Source organism: Adlercreutzia sp. DFI.6.23 (genome assembly GCF_024462535.1).
GTDB classification, from domain to species: Bacteria; Actinomycetota; Coriobacteriia; order Coriobacteriales; family Eggerthellaceae; genus Adlercreutzia; species Adlercreutzia rubneri.
In genome coordinates, this window is record NZ_JANGBP010000009.1 from 20,881 (window position 1) to 37,319 (window position 16,439).

The 16,439-nt window shown below is 64.7% G+C and carries 13 protein-coding genes and 1 riboswitch; of the genes, 5 read left to right on the forward strand and 8 right to left on the reverse strand.

The annotated features are described in order from the left end of the window. Positions 1 to 40 precede the first annotated feature (40 nt). Positions 41 to 934, reverse strand: coding sequence for a D-alanyl-D-alanine carboxypeptidase family protein (locus NE591_RS09265; RefSeq protein WP_256156615.1), 894 nt, complete (start codon positions 932 to 934; stop codon positions 41 to 43). A 282-nt stretch (positions 935 to 1,216) separates the two neighbouring features. On the opposite strand from NE591_RS09265, the gene NE591_RS09270 reads away from it, so the two are divergent. Both NE591_RS09270 and NE591_RS09275 read left to right on the forward strand, forming a co-directional pair. Continuing rightward, complete coding sequence (locus NE591_RS09270) at positions 1,217 to 1,867, forward strand: very short patch repair endonuclease (protein WP_227070514.1); 651 nt, start codon at positions 1,217 to 1,219, stop codon at positions 1,865 to 1,867. 167 nt (positions 1,868 to 2,034) lie between these two features. Beyond that, positions 2,035 to 3,672, forward strand: a complete 1,638-nt coding sequence (locus NE591_RS09275) for an ATP-binding protein (RefSeq protein ID WP_227070515.1) — start codon at positions 2,035 to 2,037, stop codon at positions 3,670 to 3,672. Here the strand turns inward: NE591_RS09275 and pdxT are convergent. Both pdxT and pdxS read right to left on the reverse strand, forming a co-directional pair. Beyond that, the gene (pdxT, locus tag NE591_RS09280; protein WP_114548671.1) at positions 3,666 to 4,304 is read right to left on the reverse strand and encodes a pyridoxal 5'-phosphate synthase glutaminase subunit PdxT; all 639 of its coding nucleotides are present in this window, start codon (positions 4,302 to 4,304) and stop codon (positions 3,666 to 3,668) included. The genes NE591_RS09275 and pdxT overlap by 7 nt on opposite strands. Positions 4,305 to 4,309: 5 nt before the next feature. Further along, on the reverse strand, positions 4,310 to 5,239 hold the full coding sequence (gene pdxS / locus NE591_RS09285; RefSeq protein WP_114548672.1) for a pyridoxal 5'-phosphate synthase lyase subunit PdxS: 930 nt from the start codon (positions 5,237 to 5,239) through the stop codon (positions 4,310 to 4,312). 210 nt (positions 5,240 to 5,449) lie between these two features. On the opposite strand from pdxS, the gene NE591_RS09290 reads away from it, so the two are divergent. Further along, positions 5,450 to 7,384: a PLP-dependent aminotransferase family protein gene (locus tag NE591_RS09290; RefSeq protein ID WP_227081075.1), complete on the forward strand. Its 1,935-nt coding sequence runs from the start codon at positions 5,450 to 5,452 to the stop codon at positions 7,382 to 7,384. On the opposite strand, the gene NE591_RS09295 is transcribed toward NE591_RS09290, so the two are convergent. From NE591_RS09295 to thiM, 3 genes are all read right to left on the reverse strand, one after another. Continuing rightward, positions 7,381 to 8,232 (reverse strand): ATP-binding protein, encoded by an 852-nt coding sequence (locus NE591_RS09295; RefSeq protein WP_227070517.1) that lies wholly within the window; start codon positions 8,230 to 8,232, stop codon positions 7,381 to 7,383. The genes NE591_RS09290 and NE591_RS09295 overlap by 4 nt on opposite strands. A gap of 103 nt (positions 8,233 to 8,335) precedes the next feature. Then, the gene (locus tag NE591_RS09300) at positions 8,336 to 8,635 is read right to left on the reverse strand and encodes an MTH1187 family thiamine-binding protein (RefSeq protein ID WP_256156616.1); all 300 of its coding nucleotides are present in this window, start codon (positions 8,633 to 8,635) and stop codon (positions 8,336 to 8,338) included. 62 nt (positions 8,636 to 8,697) lie between these two features. After that, positions 8,698 to 9,588, reverse strand: a complete 891-nt coding sequence (thiM, locus tag NE591_RS09305; protein WP_114539309.1) for a hydroxyethylthiazole kinase — start codon at positions 9,586 to 9,588, stop codon at positions 8,698 to 8,700. A 79-nt stretch (positions 9,589 to 9,667) separates the two neighbouring features. Beyond that, positions 9,668 to 9,789, reverse strand: a riboswitch (TPP riboswitch). A gap of 212 nt (positions 9,790 to 10,001) precedes the next feature. Here thiM and mnmA point away from each other — a divergent pair. Beyond that, positions 10,002 to 11,081 carry a tRNA 2-thiouridine(34) synthase MnmA gene (mnmA, locus tag NE591_RS09310; protein WP_256156617.1) on the forward strand — a complete coding sequence of 360 codons (1,080 nt, stop codon included), beginning with the start codon at positions 10,002 to 10,004 and terminating at the stop codon, positions 11,079 to 11,081. Positions 11,082 to 11,661: 580 nt separating this feature from the next. On the opposite strand, the gene NE591_RS09315 is transcribed toward mnmA, so the two are convergent. After that, positions 11,662 to 13,275: an FAD-binding protein gene (locus tag NE591_RS09315; RefSeq protein WP_256156618.1), complete on the reverse strand. Its 1,614-nt coding sequence runs from the start codon at positions 13,273 to 13,275 to the stop codon at positions 11,662 to 11,664. 349 nt (positions 13,276 to 13,624) lie between these two features. Between NE591_RS09315 and NE591_RS09320 the strand changes: the two genes are divergently transcribed. Next, complete coding sequence (locus tag NE591_RS09320) at positions 13,625 to 15,109, forward strand: LuxR C-terminal-related transcriptional regulator (protein WP_256156619.1); 1,485 nt, start codon at positions 13,625 to 13,627, stop codon at positions 15,107 to 15,109. 37 nt (positions 15,110 to 15,146) lie between these two features. Here the strand turns inward: NE591_RS09320 and NE591_RS09325 are convergent, their stop codons facing one another. Then, positions 15,147 to 16,073, reverse strand: a complete 927-nt coding sequence (locus tag NE591_RS09325) for a LysR family transcriptional regulator (RefSeq protein ID WP_114539306.1) — start codon at positions 16,071 to 16,073, stop codon at positions 15,147 to 15,149. Between the last annotated feature and the right edge of the window lie 366 nt (positions 16,074 to 16,439).

A 16,439-nucleotide genomic window follows, 5' to 3' on the forward strand; every position in this document is an offset into this window, starting at 1 on the left:
CTGCGGGAGGGTGCAGCTGCGGAGAGGGGGAGGGGTGGTTTTAGGCCTGGATGTGGTACGTTTCGACGAGCCATTCTTCGAGGCAGAGGCCGCTTTGCGTTATGGCGGAGGCGGCCTCCTTGCCGACGTAGCGGTAGTGCCAGGGCTCGTAGCCGATGCCGGTTGTGGCGCTTTTGTCCGTGGGGTAGCGCAGGATGAAGCCGTATTCGGCGCAATGGATCATGAGCCATTGCTGGGTGGCCGTCTCTTCCTGGCCTTCGTCCAGTTCCAGATAGTTAGCGTCCACGATGTCGACGGCGAGACCGGTCTGGTGCTCGCTGGCGCCCGGCGGGGCAACCCAGAACGTGGCAGCCTCTTCGGCATCGGTGCCTTCCAGATGCTCTTCGCGCTCGGCTCGCTCGATGCGGTTTTCGAAGAGATTCTCCTGGTAGTCGTAGGTGCGGAAAGAGGAGCAGATGATGGGATGTGTGCCGGCGGCCTCGGCAGCCGTGAGCATGGCCGCGAGGTCTTCGACGATGCGGGCGTCCACCCGGTGGTTGACGTGGGGCTCCACCCAGCTCGCGCCGGGAAGCTCGGCCAGATTGTTGGGCTCGAAGTCGGCGTCGAGGGGGTGCTCTCGGTTCACGAGGCGCAGGTTCCAGGGGAGATCTTCGAGCGTCGTCGAAGGCGTTTCGCTATTGGTTGCGGCCGCTGACTCGGTTTCGGGAGAGGCCGCGGCAGCTGAGGTCGCCTCTGCGTTGGATGAGGCGATTGCGCCGTTAAGCGGCGTCGCGGGCTGGGTGAGGGTGCTGGATTCGGAAGGTACGGGCTGGGCGTGGGCGGCCGACCTGCGGGAGGCGAAATAGGCGCCGTCGCCGATGACGAGCACGGCGGCCAGTCCGCCGGCGAGCGCGATGAACTCTCGACGGTCGAGCGCGAATGGCGCATTCGACATGGAGCCTCCTCCTTCCTGGGTCTGGTGCTTCGTTTGGCTTGCCTTCGGCTGATGCGTTGTCGCTTGGGGCTCGGCTCGCTTTTGGGGCGGCCGGCTCCGGCGACGTGCGATCGTCGCTGGAATGCGCCAGTTGCGACTGGCGGGACGATGGGGGCTCCCATGGTAGCGCTTGAGTTGCACGACGCGTGACAGCATCGGGAAAAAGACGCACACCTTACGCTTTCTCAATCGGGGCGTTCAGGGTTCCGCAAGCGGGAAGGCGCAGGCGCTATAATAGCGGCCATGAAAAAGGCGACAGAGAAAACGAAAGAGGCGATTGCGCAGAGCGATGCGGGCGATGCTCCCGACGGTGCGACTGATCGCGCAATCGAGGCGGGGGAGGAAGTCTCAACGGAGGCTGCCGACGAAGGCTCTGCGGAAGGCGAGGAGGACGCCGAATCTCGCGTGCGCTTATCGAAGGCGAACCGCTACGATTTCGGGGTTGTGTCGGCAGCCACGCACAAATCGATGCAGGGCAACAAGCGGCGCGATACGAAGCCGGAGGTGCTCGTGCGTCGCATGCTGCGCGAGATGGGCTTTCCCGGCTATCGCTGTGACTGGGGAAAGGCCCCGGGGCGGCCCGATGTGGCGTTCGTGGGGCGCAAGCTGGCCATCGAGATTCGCGGGTGCTTCTGGCATCGTTGCCCTACCTGCAGCCTGTCGGTGCCCAAGAAGAATCTCGATTACTGGGAGGCCAAGTTCGCCCGCAACGTCGAGCGCGATGAGCAAAACCTGGCGGCGCTAGAGGAGGCCGGCTGGAAGGTGCTCGTGCTGTGGGAGCACCAGCTGAAGAAGAAAGAGCTGCCCGCCACGCGCCGCCTTCTATACGAATTCGTGCGCCGCGAGGACGACCCCGACTACGACGAGGCGTTTCCTGCAGAAGAGATGGTCTGAGTATGCTATTCAAATCCAGATTTATCAAATCGTGATTTGAATTCTCTGAACTGGGGTCTTGCACAATGTTGGGTTTGCGCGCACCAACAAATACAAGCGTTGTTGCAAATAGTTTCAAGTTGTTGCATACTAATGAGACTTCTTGAAACTACTTGCGGGGGTGGGCTATGGGTGTGTACGACTTCAATCTGGAGGACTATATCAGTCTCGCTCGGCGCCTTGGCACCGACACGGAGCGGGTAGAGGTGAAAGCGGCCGCTCAGGGGCTTCCGAAAAGTATGGCGGAGACGCTGAGCGCGTTTTCGAACACATCGGGTGGCGTGGTGATTCTGGGGCTCGCGGAGCGAGCGGGGTTCCAAGGTGTTCCGGGCTTCAAGGCGCGTGCTGTGGCCGACGCGCTTGCCCAGATGTGCGGCGAGAAGATGGAGCCGCCCGTGCGGGCGTCAGTCGAGATTGTCGAGTTCGAAGGATCGCCTGTGGTGGTGGCCACGGTGCCCGAACTGCCGCCCGAGCTTAAGCCCTGCTTCGTCAAGTCGCGCGCAATGCATGACGGCTCCTATGTGCGTGTGGGGGATGGTGATCGGAGGCTGAGCCCCTACGAGGTGGACCGCCTGCTGGAGGGGCGTCGGCCGCCGCGATACGATCGCGAAGTGGTCGAAGGGGCTGCGATGGGCGACTTTGACGAAGAGCTTCTGGAGGGCTTCATGCGCCGACAGCGTGCCGATTCGCCGCGAGCGTTCAAGGGCATGAGCGACGAGGAGCTGCTTGAGGCGCTCTGCGTGACGGCTCGTGACGGGGAGGGGATTGTGCGACCCACATTGGCGGGACTTATGGCGCTCGGGCGCTTTCCGCAGCGTTATTTCCCGCGGGCCTGCCTTTCGTTTACGGTGATCCCGGGGACGTCGAAGGCCGATGTGAGCGCCGAGGGGCTGCGTTTTCTCGATTCTCGCGAGATCGTCGGGCCCATCCCCGTGATGATATCGGAGCTGATGGTGGCGCTGCGACGCAACGTGCGCGTCTCGTCGAAGGTGGAGGGGGCGTTTCGCATCGATAGACTCGAGTATCCCGAGACGGCCGTGCGCGAGGCGGTGGCCAACGCGCTCATGCACCGCGATTACCCGCCGGACGGGTGCGCCTCCCAGGTTCAGGTGACTATGTACGGCGACCGCATTGAGATATTGAGTCCAGGCGGTTTGTGCCGGGCTATGACGGTCGACCGTTTGGGCGAGCTTGGCGTTTCCTTCCCGCGCAACCAGGCACTGGCCAACATCCTGCGCGCCACCCCCTATGCCGAGGGGTTTGCCGAGGTGGGCAGCGTGGTGGAGAACAAGGGCACGGGTTACTTCCAGATTCGGGCCAGCTTGCGCGAGGCGAATATGCCGGAACCGGTAGCCATTGACCACATCACCGCTTTCGAGGTGGCGCTATACAAGGCCGGCGCTGGCGCGGAGGCAGGGCGGTTCGGGTTCGGGTTCGGCGGCCGCGCGGGGGGTGGCGGGCGCGGTGGCGTTCGGCTGCCTGAGGGCGCTGCGGGCGGGAAGATCGTGCGATCCGTCACGGAGTGGTCAGACGAAACAGGTCGCTTCCATACCATTCATGTGCTGGCGCCGGGTACGGTGGAGTGCGACATCGTCGACTTCTTGGAAGAGGCGCCCGCACCGGTGAGCTCGCGGATTCTTATGGACGCATTGGGTAAGTCGAAGGCAACGATCAGCCGCGCGCTCAATCGGCTGATGGACAAGTCTCTTGTGGAACGGCTGGGGCCGTCGCGCGGCCCGGGCGCCGTCTATCGGTTGGTTCAGTAGGCGCGCTTCAAAGGCGCGAGGAGCGCTTCGTAGAGGCGGTTGTCGTCGTCGAGTTCGGGGTGGAAGGCGGCGGCGATCTGGTTGCGGTGGCGCACGGCTACCGGTGCGTCGTTCAGGGTGACGAGGGGCTCGACGCCGGGGCCGGTAGCTTCGATGCGCGGGGCGCGAATGAAGGTGAGGGGAACCGGCTCGGAAGCGAGTGTGGCGCTGTTGCTCGAGTAGTCCTTCGCGTCTGCGACGCAGGTTGCTCCCGCGGCTTCTTCTGTCCCCTTCGCCCCTTCTTCCCAGCGACCCTCGGCGTGGAAGCTGCCGAGTTGGCGGCCGTAGGCGTTGCGGCGCACGGTGACGGGCAGGGTGCGGAAATGGTCGGCGAGCAGGATGAGGCCGGCGCAGGTGCCGAGGGCGGGGAGGCCCTCGGCGATGCGTTGGCGCAGCGGTTCGAACATTCCCAGGTCATGCAGCAGCTTCGCCTGTACGGTGGACTCGCCGCCGGGGAGCACCAGGCCGTCGAAGGGACGGGCGAGGTCGGCGGCCTGGCGCAGCTCGATGGTGGTGCAGCCGAGGGATTGCAGGCGCTGCTCGTGCTCGATGAAAGCGCCTTGCAGGGCGAGAACGGCGATGGTTGGGGACATGGGTTCTACTGCCCCCGCTCTTCCATGATGATCTGGATCTCCTGCTCGTTGATGCCCACCATGGCTTCGCCGAGGTCTTCGGACAAGGCGGCGAGCATCTCAGGATCGTTGAAGTTCGTGGTGGCCTTTACGATGGCCTCGGCGCGTCGGGCCGGGTCGCCCGACTTGAAGATACCGCTGCCCACGAAGACGCCCTCGGCGCCCAGCTGCATCATAAGGGCCGCGTCGGCCGGGGTGGCGATGCCGCCGGCGGCGAAGTTCACGACGGGCAGCTTGCCGGCCTCGTGCACCTCGCGCAGCAGCTCCACCGGCACTTGCAGCTCCTTCGCCGCTTCGAACAGCTCATCGTCGCGCAGGTTCTGGATGCGGCGGATTTCAGCGTTCATCCGGCGCATGTGGCGCACGGCCTGCACGACGTCGCCGGTGCCCGGCTCGCCTTTGGTGCGGATCATCGTGGCGCCCTCGGCAATGCGGCGCAGGGCCTCGCCGAGGTCGCGGGCGCCGCAGACGAAGGGGACGGCGAAGACGGTCTTGTCGATGTGGTAGGTGTCGTCAGCCGGCGAGAGCACTTCGGATTCGTCGATGTAGTCGATGTCGATGGCCTGGAGGATCTGTGCCTCGGCGAAGTGCCCGATGCGGCATTTCGCCATGATGGGGATGGAAACGGCCGCCTGGATGCCCTTGATCATGGCCGGGTCGCTCATGCGGGAAACGCCGCCGGCCGCGCGGATGTCGGCGGGGATGCGCTCGAGCGCCATAACGGCCGCGGCTCCGGCGGCCTCGGCGATGCGGGCCTGCTCGGGGGTGGTGACGTCCATGATGACGCCGCCTTTCAGCATTTGGGCGAGCTGGCGGTTGAGGGCTACGCGCTCAGCAGAGGTGATGGGAGTAGCGGGGTTGCCGGCCTGGTTAGCGGCGGGGGCGGTTTCGGTCATGAGGATCCTTCCTTTCGCAAAAGATATGAGCGGAAGGGTAAGGGATAACTGAGCTTAGTGTTATATTCAATTTGGGAAGTTTTAATAAGGTCAGTTGGAAGTGGCCTCGGTTTCGCAAAGAGCCGACGAGCTGGCGATCTGGCAGAAGACCAGGTGGTCGTAAAGGAGCAGCTCGTTCAAAGCGTGCTGCAGGAGGAGGAAGGGAAAGCGATGCTCACGTATGTGCTAAATCGCGGAGGGGAGACGAGCCTGTACGAGCAGCTTTACCGGGCGCTTCGAGCCGACATCGAGTCGGGTGCTCTTGCGGCCGGCGCGCGTCTCCCTTCCAAGCGGGCGTTCGCGAAGCATTTGGGAGTGAGCGTCGTCACCGTAGAGGGGGCCTTAGACCAGCTGGTGGCCGAGGGCTATGTGCGCGCCGTGCCCCGCAGCGGCTTCTATGTGCAGGAAATCGGCCCGAATTTGGCAAGTTTTTCGAGGGTTTCGACGCGTGAAACCGTGAAATCGCCTTCCAAAGCCGGTTTCGAGGGCAAAAGCGCGCTCGGCGTAGCCAAAATGGGGGTTTCGGAAGGTGGCGACGTCGAAACCCTCGAAAAACTTGCCACAAAAGACGAGTCCTTTTGCATAGCTTGTGGCAAAGGGGATGTTTCGGGGGCGTGTGGGGGGTTCCAGGGCGAAGCGAGCCTCTGCGGGAATGCGACGAAAATCCGGAGCAACGCGTGCATCGGGGATGACAGGGCCGAATGCGGGGCATCTTGGAACGGCCAGAACGATGCCGGATGTGGGGCATCTTGGTGCGGCCAGAATGGCGCCGGACGCAAATGGCTCGCCGATTTCACGGGGGCGACGGCGCCGGAAGGGGTGTTTCCCTACGCGGCGTGGGCACGGACGCTGCGGCGCGTGTTGGCCGACGAGAGCGAGCGCACGGTGCTGGAGGCGTCGGGGCCTCAGGGATCGTCTCGGTTGCGGGCGGCCATCGCGGCGCATCTGCGGGGCTTTCGCGGCATGGAGGTGCATCCCGACCAGATCGTGATCGGTTCCGGTGCCCAGTCGCTTTATGGCTTGCTCGTGCAGCTGCTCGGTCGTAATCTGGCGTACGGCGTGGAAGACCCCGGCTATCCGCGGCTTACGCGCATCTACGAGTCGAACGACGTGGCGGTGCGGCCGATCGCTCTCGATGGGGAAGGGCCGGTCTTGGAGGCGCTCGAGCGTGCCCGCATCGACGTGCTGCACTGCACGCCGTCGCACCAGTTTCCCACCGGTATCACGGTGCCGGTGTCGCGCCGGCGCTCGTTGTTGGAATGGGCCCAGAGTGGGGTTGCCGCGCCCGAGGACGGTGCAGCGGCTAGGGAGATTCGCGGTCGGAGCGTGAAAGCTTCCAGTGCCCGGTCGCGCTACCTCATCGAAGATGACTTCGACTGCGAGTTCCGCATGGCGGGGCGTCCCGTACCTCCACTCGCGGCCCTCGATGGGGCTGGGCGGGTCATTTACGCGAACACGTTCTCGAAGACGCTCGGGGGTGCTTTCCGCATTGGCTACATGGTGCTGCCCGAGGCGCTGGCCGAACGGTTCCGCGACCGACTTGGCTTTTACGCCTGCACGGTGGGTGCATTGGAGCAGCTGACGTTGGCGCGGTTCATGGAGTCGGGGGACTACGAGCGCCATGTCAATCGCCAGCGGACGCGTTACCGGCGGCGGCTGAGCGCGCTGATTGACGCACTGGCGGCGTCTTCGGCCGGCGATCATTTGCACTTTGCCAATGCGGGTGCCGGGCTGCACTTTCTCATGGAGGTTAGGGGTGTCGAAGGAGACGAGAGAGATAGTGCGACTTTCGAGGAGCGCGTGGCCCGGCGCGCTGCGATTCGAGGCGTGCGCCTGGCGCCTTTGGGCCGTTATCGGTTCACGGGTTGCGAGGCGGGAGCTCCTGGGCGCAGCTCGAACGAAACGGTAGGCTGCCGGTGCGAGGCTCGCGAAGTCGAGGGTGCCCGAAGGGTATGCGACGAGGTGCGGTCTGGGTGCAGCGAGGGGAGGGGTCGGCGCCATCCCGCCTTCGTGATGAGCTTCTCTTCCTTGGAAGAAGAGACGATCCCGGAGGTAGCCGGGATCGTCTCGGAGGCGGTTATGGTCGAGCTGGGCGCCCGTGCCTAGCCGATGACGTCGCCGTTGACGGCGAAGGTGACCACTTCGAAGGGGATGTCCTTGCCCGACTGGGCGCAGGCCTCGGCGGCGGCGCGCTCGAGGCCGCCGCAGCAGGGCACCTCCATGCGGGCGACGGTGACCGAGGTGATGTCGTTGGCGGCGATGATGGCGGCGAGCTTGTCGGTGTAGGAGCCCTCGTCCAGCTTGGGGCAGCCGATGATGGTGACGTTGCCGCTCATGAAGCGCTCGTGGAAGCTGGCGCAGGCAAACGCGGTGCAGTCGGCGGCGATAAGCAGCCCGCGGCCCTGGTAGTAGGGGGCCTGCACCGGTACGAGCTTGATCTGGCACGGCCACTGAGCCAAGCGGTTCGGCAGAGCGGCGGCCACGGCGGAAAGCGCGCCGGCAGCGGCCGGAGCAGCGGCGCGGCCGGCCGGCGTGGGGGCCGGTGCCGAGGCGCCGTTCAGGGAGCGGCTGCGGGAACCGGGGCATCCGCCCTGGTGCGCAGGCGACGGCGCCGGCTTCGGAGCGTCGTCGATGAGGGTGCGAGCGGCCGAGCCGGGACAGCCGCTGCGGTGCTCGGCCGCGGCCGGAACGCTGCCAGCCGTCGCGCCGCCGTTGCGGGCGGCCAGGTGTGCCGCCACGGCAGCCTCGTCGTAGGGAGCGGCTTCCCGCTCGACGAAGGAGATGGCGTCGGTGGGGCAGGCCGGCAGGCAGTCGCCCAGCCCGTCGCAATAGTCGTCGCGTACCAGGCGCGCCTTGCCGTCGACCATGGCGATGGCGCCCTCGTGGCACGCGTCGACGCACAGGCCGCAGCCGGTGCACTTGTCCTCGTCGATGTGAATAATCTTGCGGAGCATGGAACCTCTTTCGCTTCGTGTCGTATTTCGGGCAGCATCATAGCGGGCCAACGCGAAAGCGCAAGGGCCTCCATGCAGATGATGGAAAGTTGTGGACGAACCCCTACTCGGCCAGCAGTGCCTCCACCTTCTCGACCTTGGTGTGCAGGGTGTCGGTGTGCCCCGGCCGGATGTCGGCCTTCAGGATGACCTCGGTGCGAACGCCCTGGTCGGCGAGGGCCATGGTCGCGTCGCGTACGACGGCCATGACCTCGTCCCAGTCGCCCTCGATCTCGGTGAACATGGAGGTGGTGCGGTGGGACAGGCCGGAGTCGCGGATGACGCGGATGGCCTCGGCCACATAGGGCGCGAGCTCGTCTCCCACGCCGAAGGGCGCGATGGCAACGGCAGCAAGGGTGTTCATAGGGCGGCCTTTCTCTTTGGTTGCAAATGCGGCTTCGAGGTTTGCGGGCTATCGCTATGGGATTACACGGCTGATGTGCTGGTGAGTGCCAGAGGCGCCTCAGTCACTTCTTCGGTGGTGAGGTTGTAGAGGGCATTGAGGAAGGCGACTTGGAAGCTGCCCGGACCGTCGCAGGTTTCGGCCGCGCGCAGGCCGGCCAGGTTGTAGGCGGCCGTTGCGGTGAGCGCTGCCACGAAGGGATCGGCCACGCAGGCGTAAACGGCGCATACGCCGCCCAGCGAGCAGCCAGAGCCGGTGATGCAGGTCATGAGGGGCGAGCCGCCGGAGAGCCGCGCCACCTGCACGCCGTCAGTGACAAGGTCGGTAGCGCCGGAAACGGCTACCGCGCCTCCCGTGAAGCGGGCGCACGCCACGGCGGCGCGCTCGGCGGCATCCACGGAATCAGTGCTATCGACGCCGCGGGGGCCGTCGCCGGAAGCGCCATCGGCCGAGTTGCCGCCAAGCCCCCACAGGTCGGCCACGGCGATGATCTCCGAGGCGTTGCCGCGCAAAATGGTCGGCGGATTCTCGCGCACGGCCTCGATGAGCCGAGTGCGCAGGCTGCCGATGCCCACGCCCACCGGGTCGAGCACCCAGGGCGTGGCCGCGGCCGCGCAGGCGCGCGCCGTGGCGGGAACCGTCTGCTCGTAGACGGGCATGAGCGTGCCCAGGTTGATGTAGACGGCCCCTCCCAGGGCGGCGACGCACTCGCCCTCGTCGGGCAAATACACCATGGCCGCCGAGCCGCCGACGGCCAACTGGGCGTTGGCGACGAAGCTCTGGGTCACGGTGTTGGTGATAGAAGGCGCGAGCGGGTTCGTCTCGCGCACCTCGCGCACGGCGCGGGCCATGAGCGTCCGCAGTTCCGCTTCAGTGCGGGTGGGGGAGGCGGTGGTAGTGGAATGTTCGGACATGGCGGTTCCTTTCCGGAAGCCGGAGCGTTGTCCTGCGGGCCGCGCCAAAAAAGGCGCTCCCCGCAGGACAACGCCCCTTGTGCTTGGCGAGCATGCTCCCTACGACAGTGTTAGCTGACAGGTTCGAAGGGTTGGGCGCCTGCGCCCTCTCAACCACGGGACGGCTTCGCGTGCCGCCGAGCGGTACCCCCGCATGCTTTCAGCTTAGCACGATGGCTTCGACGTGCGTGCGAGGAATTCGCTCGTGCCTTTCAAGAGGCGAAGAAACAGGGAAAAACGGGGAGAGGGAGCCAAGAGAGCTGCTGTGGGCCATCGTCGGGATAAGAGGTTGCCCATAGCGAAGGATGATTGGCGTTTCGGCGTGCTGTGTTATGATGCGCCCCATGACTTTCGAAGATGACAGGGAGACGGCTATGGCGCCCGGGACGTCCGGCGTAATGGCGGCGATGTCGGGGGGCGTCGATAGCTCCGTGTGCGCGCTGCTGTTGCAGGAAGCGGGCTGTGCCGTGCGCGGCGCGACGATGGTGCTGCGGGACGACCAGAAATCGACCTGCGGGTCGTCGCGCGATGTGGAAGACGCGCGGGAGGTATGCCGCCGCCTCGGCATCCCCCACGACGCCTTCGACCTGCGCGATCGCTTCGATGCGGCGGTGGTACGCCTCTTCTGCGACGCCTATCTCGAGGGCCGCACGCCCAACCCTTGCATCGCCTGCAATCGGTTCTTGAAGTTCGAGTCTCTCCAGCAGCGCCGCCGCGAGCTGGGGCTCGACTACGTGGCCACGGGGCACTACGCCCGGCGCCGGTGGGATGCGGCCACGGGACGCTGGCAGCTTCTGCGGGCATGCGACCCCGCCAAGGACCAAAGCTACGTGCTGTACCACCTTACCCAGGACACGCTGGCCCATATGCTGTTTCCCCTGGGCGAGCTGACCAAAGGCGAGGTGCGCGAGCTGGCCCGCGCCCGCGGCTTCGTCACGGCGGCGAAGCCCGAGAGCCAGGACATCTGCTTCGTGCCCGACGGCGACTATGCGGGGTTCATCGAGGGCCGCTGTGGCGCGGACACTGCTTTCAACCCGGGGGAGATCGTGGATCGGGAAGGGCGCGTGCTCGGGGAGCACGCGGGGCTCATCCGCTACACCATCGGGCAGCGCAAAGGCCTTGGCATAGCGGCGCGCGAGCCTTTGTATGTGCTGGCGAAAGACACGGCCGCCAACCGGCTCATTGTTGGCTTTAAGGACGAGCTGCTCAGCGTGGGGGTAGTGGCTAGCGATATGAACTTCATCAGCGGCGACGTTTGGCAAGGTCCGCGCGAGGTGCTGGTGAAGACTCACTACCGCCAGCACCCGGTGCCGGCGGTGGCCGAGCAGACTGGTGTTGACGAGCTGACCGTCGCCTTCGACGAGCCCCAGCGCGCCGCTGCCCCAGGACAGGCCGCCGTCCTCTACGAAGGCGACATCGTCCTCGGCGGCGGCACCATCGCACGGGCTCTGTAGCGTTTTGCGGAAGGATGCTTGCGGAAGCGTCTTTCCATAAAGAAAATAGGCGTTGCCAAAGAGCGTAATGCCAAAAACGGCACTTTGGTACCCGGCAAGGATTTTCGCGCCTGTCTTTGGCAAGATGAGGGGGTTTGGTACCCCGAATTCGGCCAACTCTCGCAGTTTGGTACCCAGATCCTAAAGAAACCCCAGGTCAGAAAACTCCGCGTTAGAACTTTCGGGTACCAAACCCCTGGTTTTTGGAAAAGGACGGGTACCAAACCGCCAAACTTGGCGTCGAAAGATACCAAACCCAGAAATTTTGCCTAGATTTTCATGCAAAAAGATACCAAATCTCGGTCTTTGGCTCTGGCGGTTATGGTCGGATACCAAACTTCTATTTTTGGCTTCGGCTGGCCGTGTTTGGATGGTTCATGGCGGCCCCCCCTTTTTTTTCGGAGCTGGCTGAATCTTTCAGGTCAAAGAGTGGCCGAGAAAAGCGACGGGGCGCTCGATGGCGCCCCGTGCACTTGGGAGGGTGATGCTGGGAGGGTGCGGAAAGTCGGGAGGGGCCCGCACCGTTGCTGCGAGAGGCGGCCTACTTGCTGGCCACGGCGCGGCCGACGACGTAGCCCTGGGTGTGGCAGCGGCCGAGGGAGAGGCCGGGCACGGTCATGGGGTAGTCGGGGCTGCCGAAGAAGTTGCCGGCGCAGTTGCCGATGGCGTACAGGCCCTCGATGGGCTCGCCGTCGGCGTTCAGCGCCTGCATGTCCTTGTTCACGTTCACGCCGTGAATGATGGTGGACAGGCCGATGTGGCGATGGATGCCGTAGAAGGGGGGCTGCTTGATGGCCTTCAGGAACTGGGCCGGCTTGCCCATGTCCTCATCGATGCCCTTCTCGGCCAGCTCGTTGTAGCGCTCGACAGTCTTCACGAAGGCGTCGACGTCGGTCAGGCCGAGCTTCTGGCCGAGCTCTTCCAGGGTATCGGCAGAGAAGGTGTTGATGAGGCTCTCGTAGACGCCGGTCTTCTCGCCCTCGACCTCGGGCATGTAGCTCGCCATGGCCTCGGGCGGCAGGGCCACTCCCGGCCAGCCCTCGGTGTCGGCCATGTAGTTGCTGTCGAAGATCTGGCTGTACCAACCCTGGTCGGCCTCGCTGCGCAGGAAGTTGCCCATGACGGCCATCTCGCAGGTGGCCTCGTTGCAGAAGCGCGAGCCGTCGTTCTTCACGGCCAAAAACGGCATGTCGGCCATGGAGCCCGGGCCGGCGTCGAAGTCGTGCTGCACCTTGGAGCCGCAGGCGTCCTCCATGCAGGCGCCCGCCCACACCATCATCTTCTGGCCGTCGCCGGTCTTGTTCTGCTCCTTGCGGTAGATGTTGGCCATGGCCGGCTCGTAGTAGGCCATCATTTCGTCGTCGTTCTCGTAGTCGCCCGTGGCCACGATGACGCCTTTGGCGGCATTGAACTGGATGTAGCCGTCGGCGCCCTCGGCGATGACGGCGGTCACGGCGCCGGACTCGTCCTGCACGAGTTGGGCGGCCGGGGTGGAGTAGAAGATCTCGACGCCCTGCTGCTCGGCCCAATCGGCGATGTCGCGCATGCCGTTGCCGGTGTTGTAGGGCTTCGGACCGAAGTCGAAGGCGAAGTAGGTGACGTCGTAGCCGTCGATGTTGCTGATGTTGCTCGTCCACTTTGCCGTGGAATCAACCATCTGCGCGCCGGCCTGCTCGCCGATGTTCCACAGCCACTTCAAAGCCTCGCCGGAGTTGTAGGCCCACAGGCGCACCTGCTCGCGATCGGAGAGGTGGCAGCAGTCGGCATTGATGAGAGATACGACGGCCTCCACGCCGCCGGGAGCCGTCTGGTCGACGATGATGGAGTCGCAGGTGTTGCCCTGGGACACTGCCGTGGCCTCCTTCTGAAGCAGCGCCACCTTCGCGCCGGCCTCGTGGGCCGAGATGGCGGCGGGCACGCCCGCGGCGCCGGCGCCGATGACCACGACATCGTAATCGCGGGTGTCGGCGATGTCGGTGATGGGCTCGGGCTTCACGAAGAATGCCGGGGTTCCGTCCCCGGCTGCTGCGGCGGCCTCCCCGGTGGTGGCTACCGGCTGCTGGGGTGCGCAGCCCCCGAGCATGGACATGCCCATGGCGCCCGCGGCGGCCACGCCGCCGAACTTGAACAGGTCTCTGCGAGAAATAGTGCTCATAATTCCCTCCTCGGTGTATCGAAGGGGGCACCGCGCTTCGGTGCTCCCGTGTCGGCCTTGAGCATTCCTGCCGACAGCTCCACCATAGGGGTGCGAATGTTTGCGCGCATCGACCGTTGCGGGAATTAGGGGGCCTAATTGTGTAACCTGTCTCCCCAAACCCTTTTATAACCCCCTCATATAACCCTCTATTTCGGGCGGAGTGGGCATTTGGGGTTCGTCGGGGAAGGGCGGACGGCTGGTCTTGTTCTATAATCGAATCTATCATCTATCGCTTTCCCCCCTTCAACTTTTTCGGAGTGCTGGAAAAAATTCATCGGTAAAACTGCGCCTATAAGGAGGTTGCGACATGGCGTCCGATTGCGTTTCCCCGGCCGAGAGTGCCCGGCCCGATGCCGCAGCAGAACGGGCTCCGCTTTTTCGGAGGCCCCGGTCGGTGGCTGCCGTACCCATGGTGTTCCTCGGTCTCGGGCTGTACCGTGCCTGGATCGAGATCGTGTTCGTGGGGACATTCGTGGCGTTTCCTGCCGCTACCGTGTCGGCGCGCGACTTGTTCGACTGGACGATGGTGGCCACCGCCCTCGGCTGCACCCTCCTTGCCCGCCGCATCGGCCCCTTCTTCGACAAGCGGTGGCCTTTCGTGCTGGGCTCCGCGATGCTCGTGGCGTCAACGACGCTGATGTTCGCCAGCTGCTGGGTGGCGTCGTTGGCGGCGTGGGCCGGTTATGCCGCCGCGGTGGCGGGCGGTTTCGGCATCGCCCTCGTGATCCTGACATGGAGCGAGCTGTATGGTTGTTTGAACCCTTTGCGAGTCGCTCTTTACTATTCGGCCTCCATCGTCGCGGGTGCAGTGGTGCTGTACGCCTACCGCGGTTTCATGCTGCCGTGGTTGTTTGTCATGACGGCGCTTTTGCCTCCGCTCTCGTTCTGGGCGGCTTCGCGTGGGTTCGCCCATCTTCCTCCCCAAGAGCGTCCGGCTACGGCGTGGACGCGCTTCTCGGTGCCGTGGAAGGCGGTGCTGTTCATGGCGGCCTACGCCTTTGGTTACGGCCTCATGGAAAACGGCATGTACGGGGGCGTCTTCGGCCCTCATTCGGCGCCCGGGGCCGTGCTCGTGGCGGTGCTCGTGTTCGTCGGCATCTCTTTCCAAGGCGGCCGCTTCGACTTCTCGCTTATCTACCGGTTCGCGCTGCCCCTCATCGTGGCCGCGCTGTTCCTGGTGCCGGTGTTCGGCGGTACGCAGAATTACGCGGCCGGTTTCTGTATGGCCGCCGCCTATACGGCCCAGTCTATCCTCATCATGCTGATCTGCGCCAATATCTGTTATCGCTATGGGGTCTCCGCTATCTGGCTGTTCGGCATCGAACGGGGCGTGCGCCAAATTTTCATGTGGCTCGGCCGCGTGACCGCGGCGGGGGTCGGGGCACTCGAGTCGTTCGGAATCGGCGGCGAGGTGGCGGTTTCTGCGCTGGCGGTAGTGGCCGTGGCCTTGGCCACGGCGGTGCTGCTCTCCGAGCGTGACTTGTCGAGCCGTTGGGGTGCCAACTTTCTGTCCGGCGGCACCGACTCGGCGGCGATGATTCGCAAGCAGGAGCTGGTGGATCGTTGCGACGAGATCGCGCGAACTTACAAGCTATCGGCGCGTGAGGAGGAAGTGCTGCTGCTTTTGGCCCAGCGCAAGACGGTGGGCATCATTGAGAGGGAGCTGCTTATCGCCAACGGCACCGCGAAGGCCCACGTGCGCCATATTTACCAGAAGCTCGACATCCACACGCGTCAGGAGCTCTTCGATCTGCTCGGCCTCGATGGCCGCGAGACGGGGCCCCAGGATTAGGTCGGCATACGCGGGGACGACGGACGGGATGCGTGCTCTACAGTCCCGCGAGGCCTATCTGGTAGCCTTCCACGAATAGGCTCAGCTTCTCGATGTAGCTTTGGGCCAGAGGCGACAGCTGCCGCTCGTTATGAACGATGTAGCCCACGCGCATGAGCTCCTTGGTCTGCAGGGGCACGCTGGCGATGCCGGTGTACATCTCGCTGGAGAGCACGCCGGTGGAGATGGTGTAGCCGTCATGATGGGCGAGCAAGTTCGACAAGGTGCCGCGGTCGCTCACGGAGATGCGCTTCTTGTGAGGCAGCTCGGCCAAGGGTTCCTCGGAATAGAAGAACGAGTTGTTCGCGCCCTGTTCGAAGGCGTAGCGGGGGTAGTCCTCCAAATCCTCTACGGTCACCTCGGTGCGCGAGGCTAGGGGGTGCTTGTCGCTCACGAACACGTGGGGCTGGGCGGTGAACAGCAGGTTGAAGGAGAGGTTCGCGTCGGAAAGGGCGTGCCCGATGACGCTCTCGTTGAACGTGGAGAGGTACAGCACGCCCAGATCGCTGCGGAAGTCGCGCACGTCCTCGATGACCTCGGAGGTGCGGGTCTCGCGCAGGCTGAAGTTGTAACTGGTGCCCTCGTATTCCTCGGCCAGTTCCAGGAACGCCTCCACGACGAACGCGTAGTGCTGGGAGGTGATGGAGAGCTTTTGCGCCGCCTCGCCGCCGCGGCCGGAGTAGCGCTGCTCCATGAGATCAGCCTGCTCCACCACTTGGCGCGCGTAACCCAATAGCTCGATGCCGTCGCTCGTGAGTGTGATGCCGCGGTTGGAACGCTCGAAGATGGTGACGCCGGTTTCGCGTTCGATGTCGCGCACGGCCACCGACAGGCTCGACTGGGACACGTACAGCGTGTGCGCCGCCGCCGAGATGGAGCCGTGGTTCGCGATGGCGATGAGGTAGCGAAGTTGCTGCAGGGTCATGGGAAGCTCCTATGGCGGGTTGGAATTCAAGTCTAGGGAACTGCTAGGTATTATACGGCCGCCGAGCGGCGATGGAAGGGGGAACTTGGCGGTTCGTGACGGTTTTCTCGGCCGCGTCGCCATCGGAAACCGCTATGGCGCGGGGCGTTGACGAAGCGGGGGCATTCAGTAGGATGGGGGCACTACCAGTTACGAGCGCACCGACTCAACCAGGGAAGAGTGCCGAGGGAGCGCGGGGTGTTCTGACCGAGCGAGTTCCGCAGATGGTATTGAAGGCGCGGTGATGCGGGGAGGCGTAATGCCCGCTGCGCCTTCGATACCAGCGAGGACTGTCTGAGCGAATCAGAATTCCCCGCGCTCCCGCCC

Coding starts and splice junctions, on each gene's coding strand:
- NE591_RS09265 (WP_256156615.1), bottom strand. CDS start 934: ATGTCGAATGCGCCATTCGCGCTCGACCGTCGAGAGTTCATCGCGCTC.
- NE591_RS09270 (WP_227070514.1), top strand. CDS start 1,217: ATGAAAAAGGCGACAGAGAAAACGAAAGAGGCGATTGCGCAGAGCGAT.
- NE591_RS09275 (WP_227070515.1), top strand. CDS start 2,035: ATGGGTGTGTACGACTTCAATCTGGAGGACTATATCAGTCTCGCTCGG.
- pdxT (WP_114548671.1), bottom strand. CDS start 4,304: ATGTCCCCAACCATCGCCGTTCTCGCCCTGCAAGGCGCTTTCATCGAG.
- pdxS (WP_114548672.1), bottom strand. CDS start 5,239: ATGACCGAAACCGCCCCCGCCGCTAACCAGGCCGGCAACCCCGCTACT.
- NE591_RS09290 (WP_227081075.1), top strand. CDS start 5,450: ATGCTCACGTATGTGCTAAATCGCGGAGGGGAGACGAGCCTGTACGAG.
- NE591_RS09295 (WP_227070517.1), bottom strand. CDS start 8,232: ATGCTCCGCAAGATTATTCACATCGACGAGGACAAGTGCACCGGCTGC.
- NE591_RS09300 (WP_256156616.1), bottom strand. CDS start 8,635: ATGAACACCCTTGCTGCCGTTGCCATCGCGCCCTTCGGCGTGGGAGAC.
- thiM (WP_114539309.1), bottom strand. CDS start 9,588: ATGTCCGAACATTCCACTACCACCGCCTCCCCCACCCGCACTGAAGCG.
- mnmA (WP_256156617.1), top strand. CDS start 10,002: ATGGCGCCCGGGACGTCCGGCGTAATGGCGGCGATGTCGGGGGGCGTC.
- NE591_RS09315 (WP_256156618.1), bottom strand. CDS start 13,275: ATGAGCACTATTTCTCGCAGAGACCTGTTCAAGTTCGGCGGCGTGGCC.
- NE591_RS09320 (WP_256156619.1), top strand. CDS start 13,625: ATGGCGTCCGATTGCGTTTCCCCGGCCGAGAGTGCCCGGCCCGATGCC.
- NE591_RS09325 (WP_114539306.1), bottom strand. CDS start 16,073: ATGACCCTGCAGCAACTTCGCTACCTCATCGCCATCGCGAACCACGGC.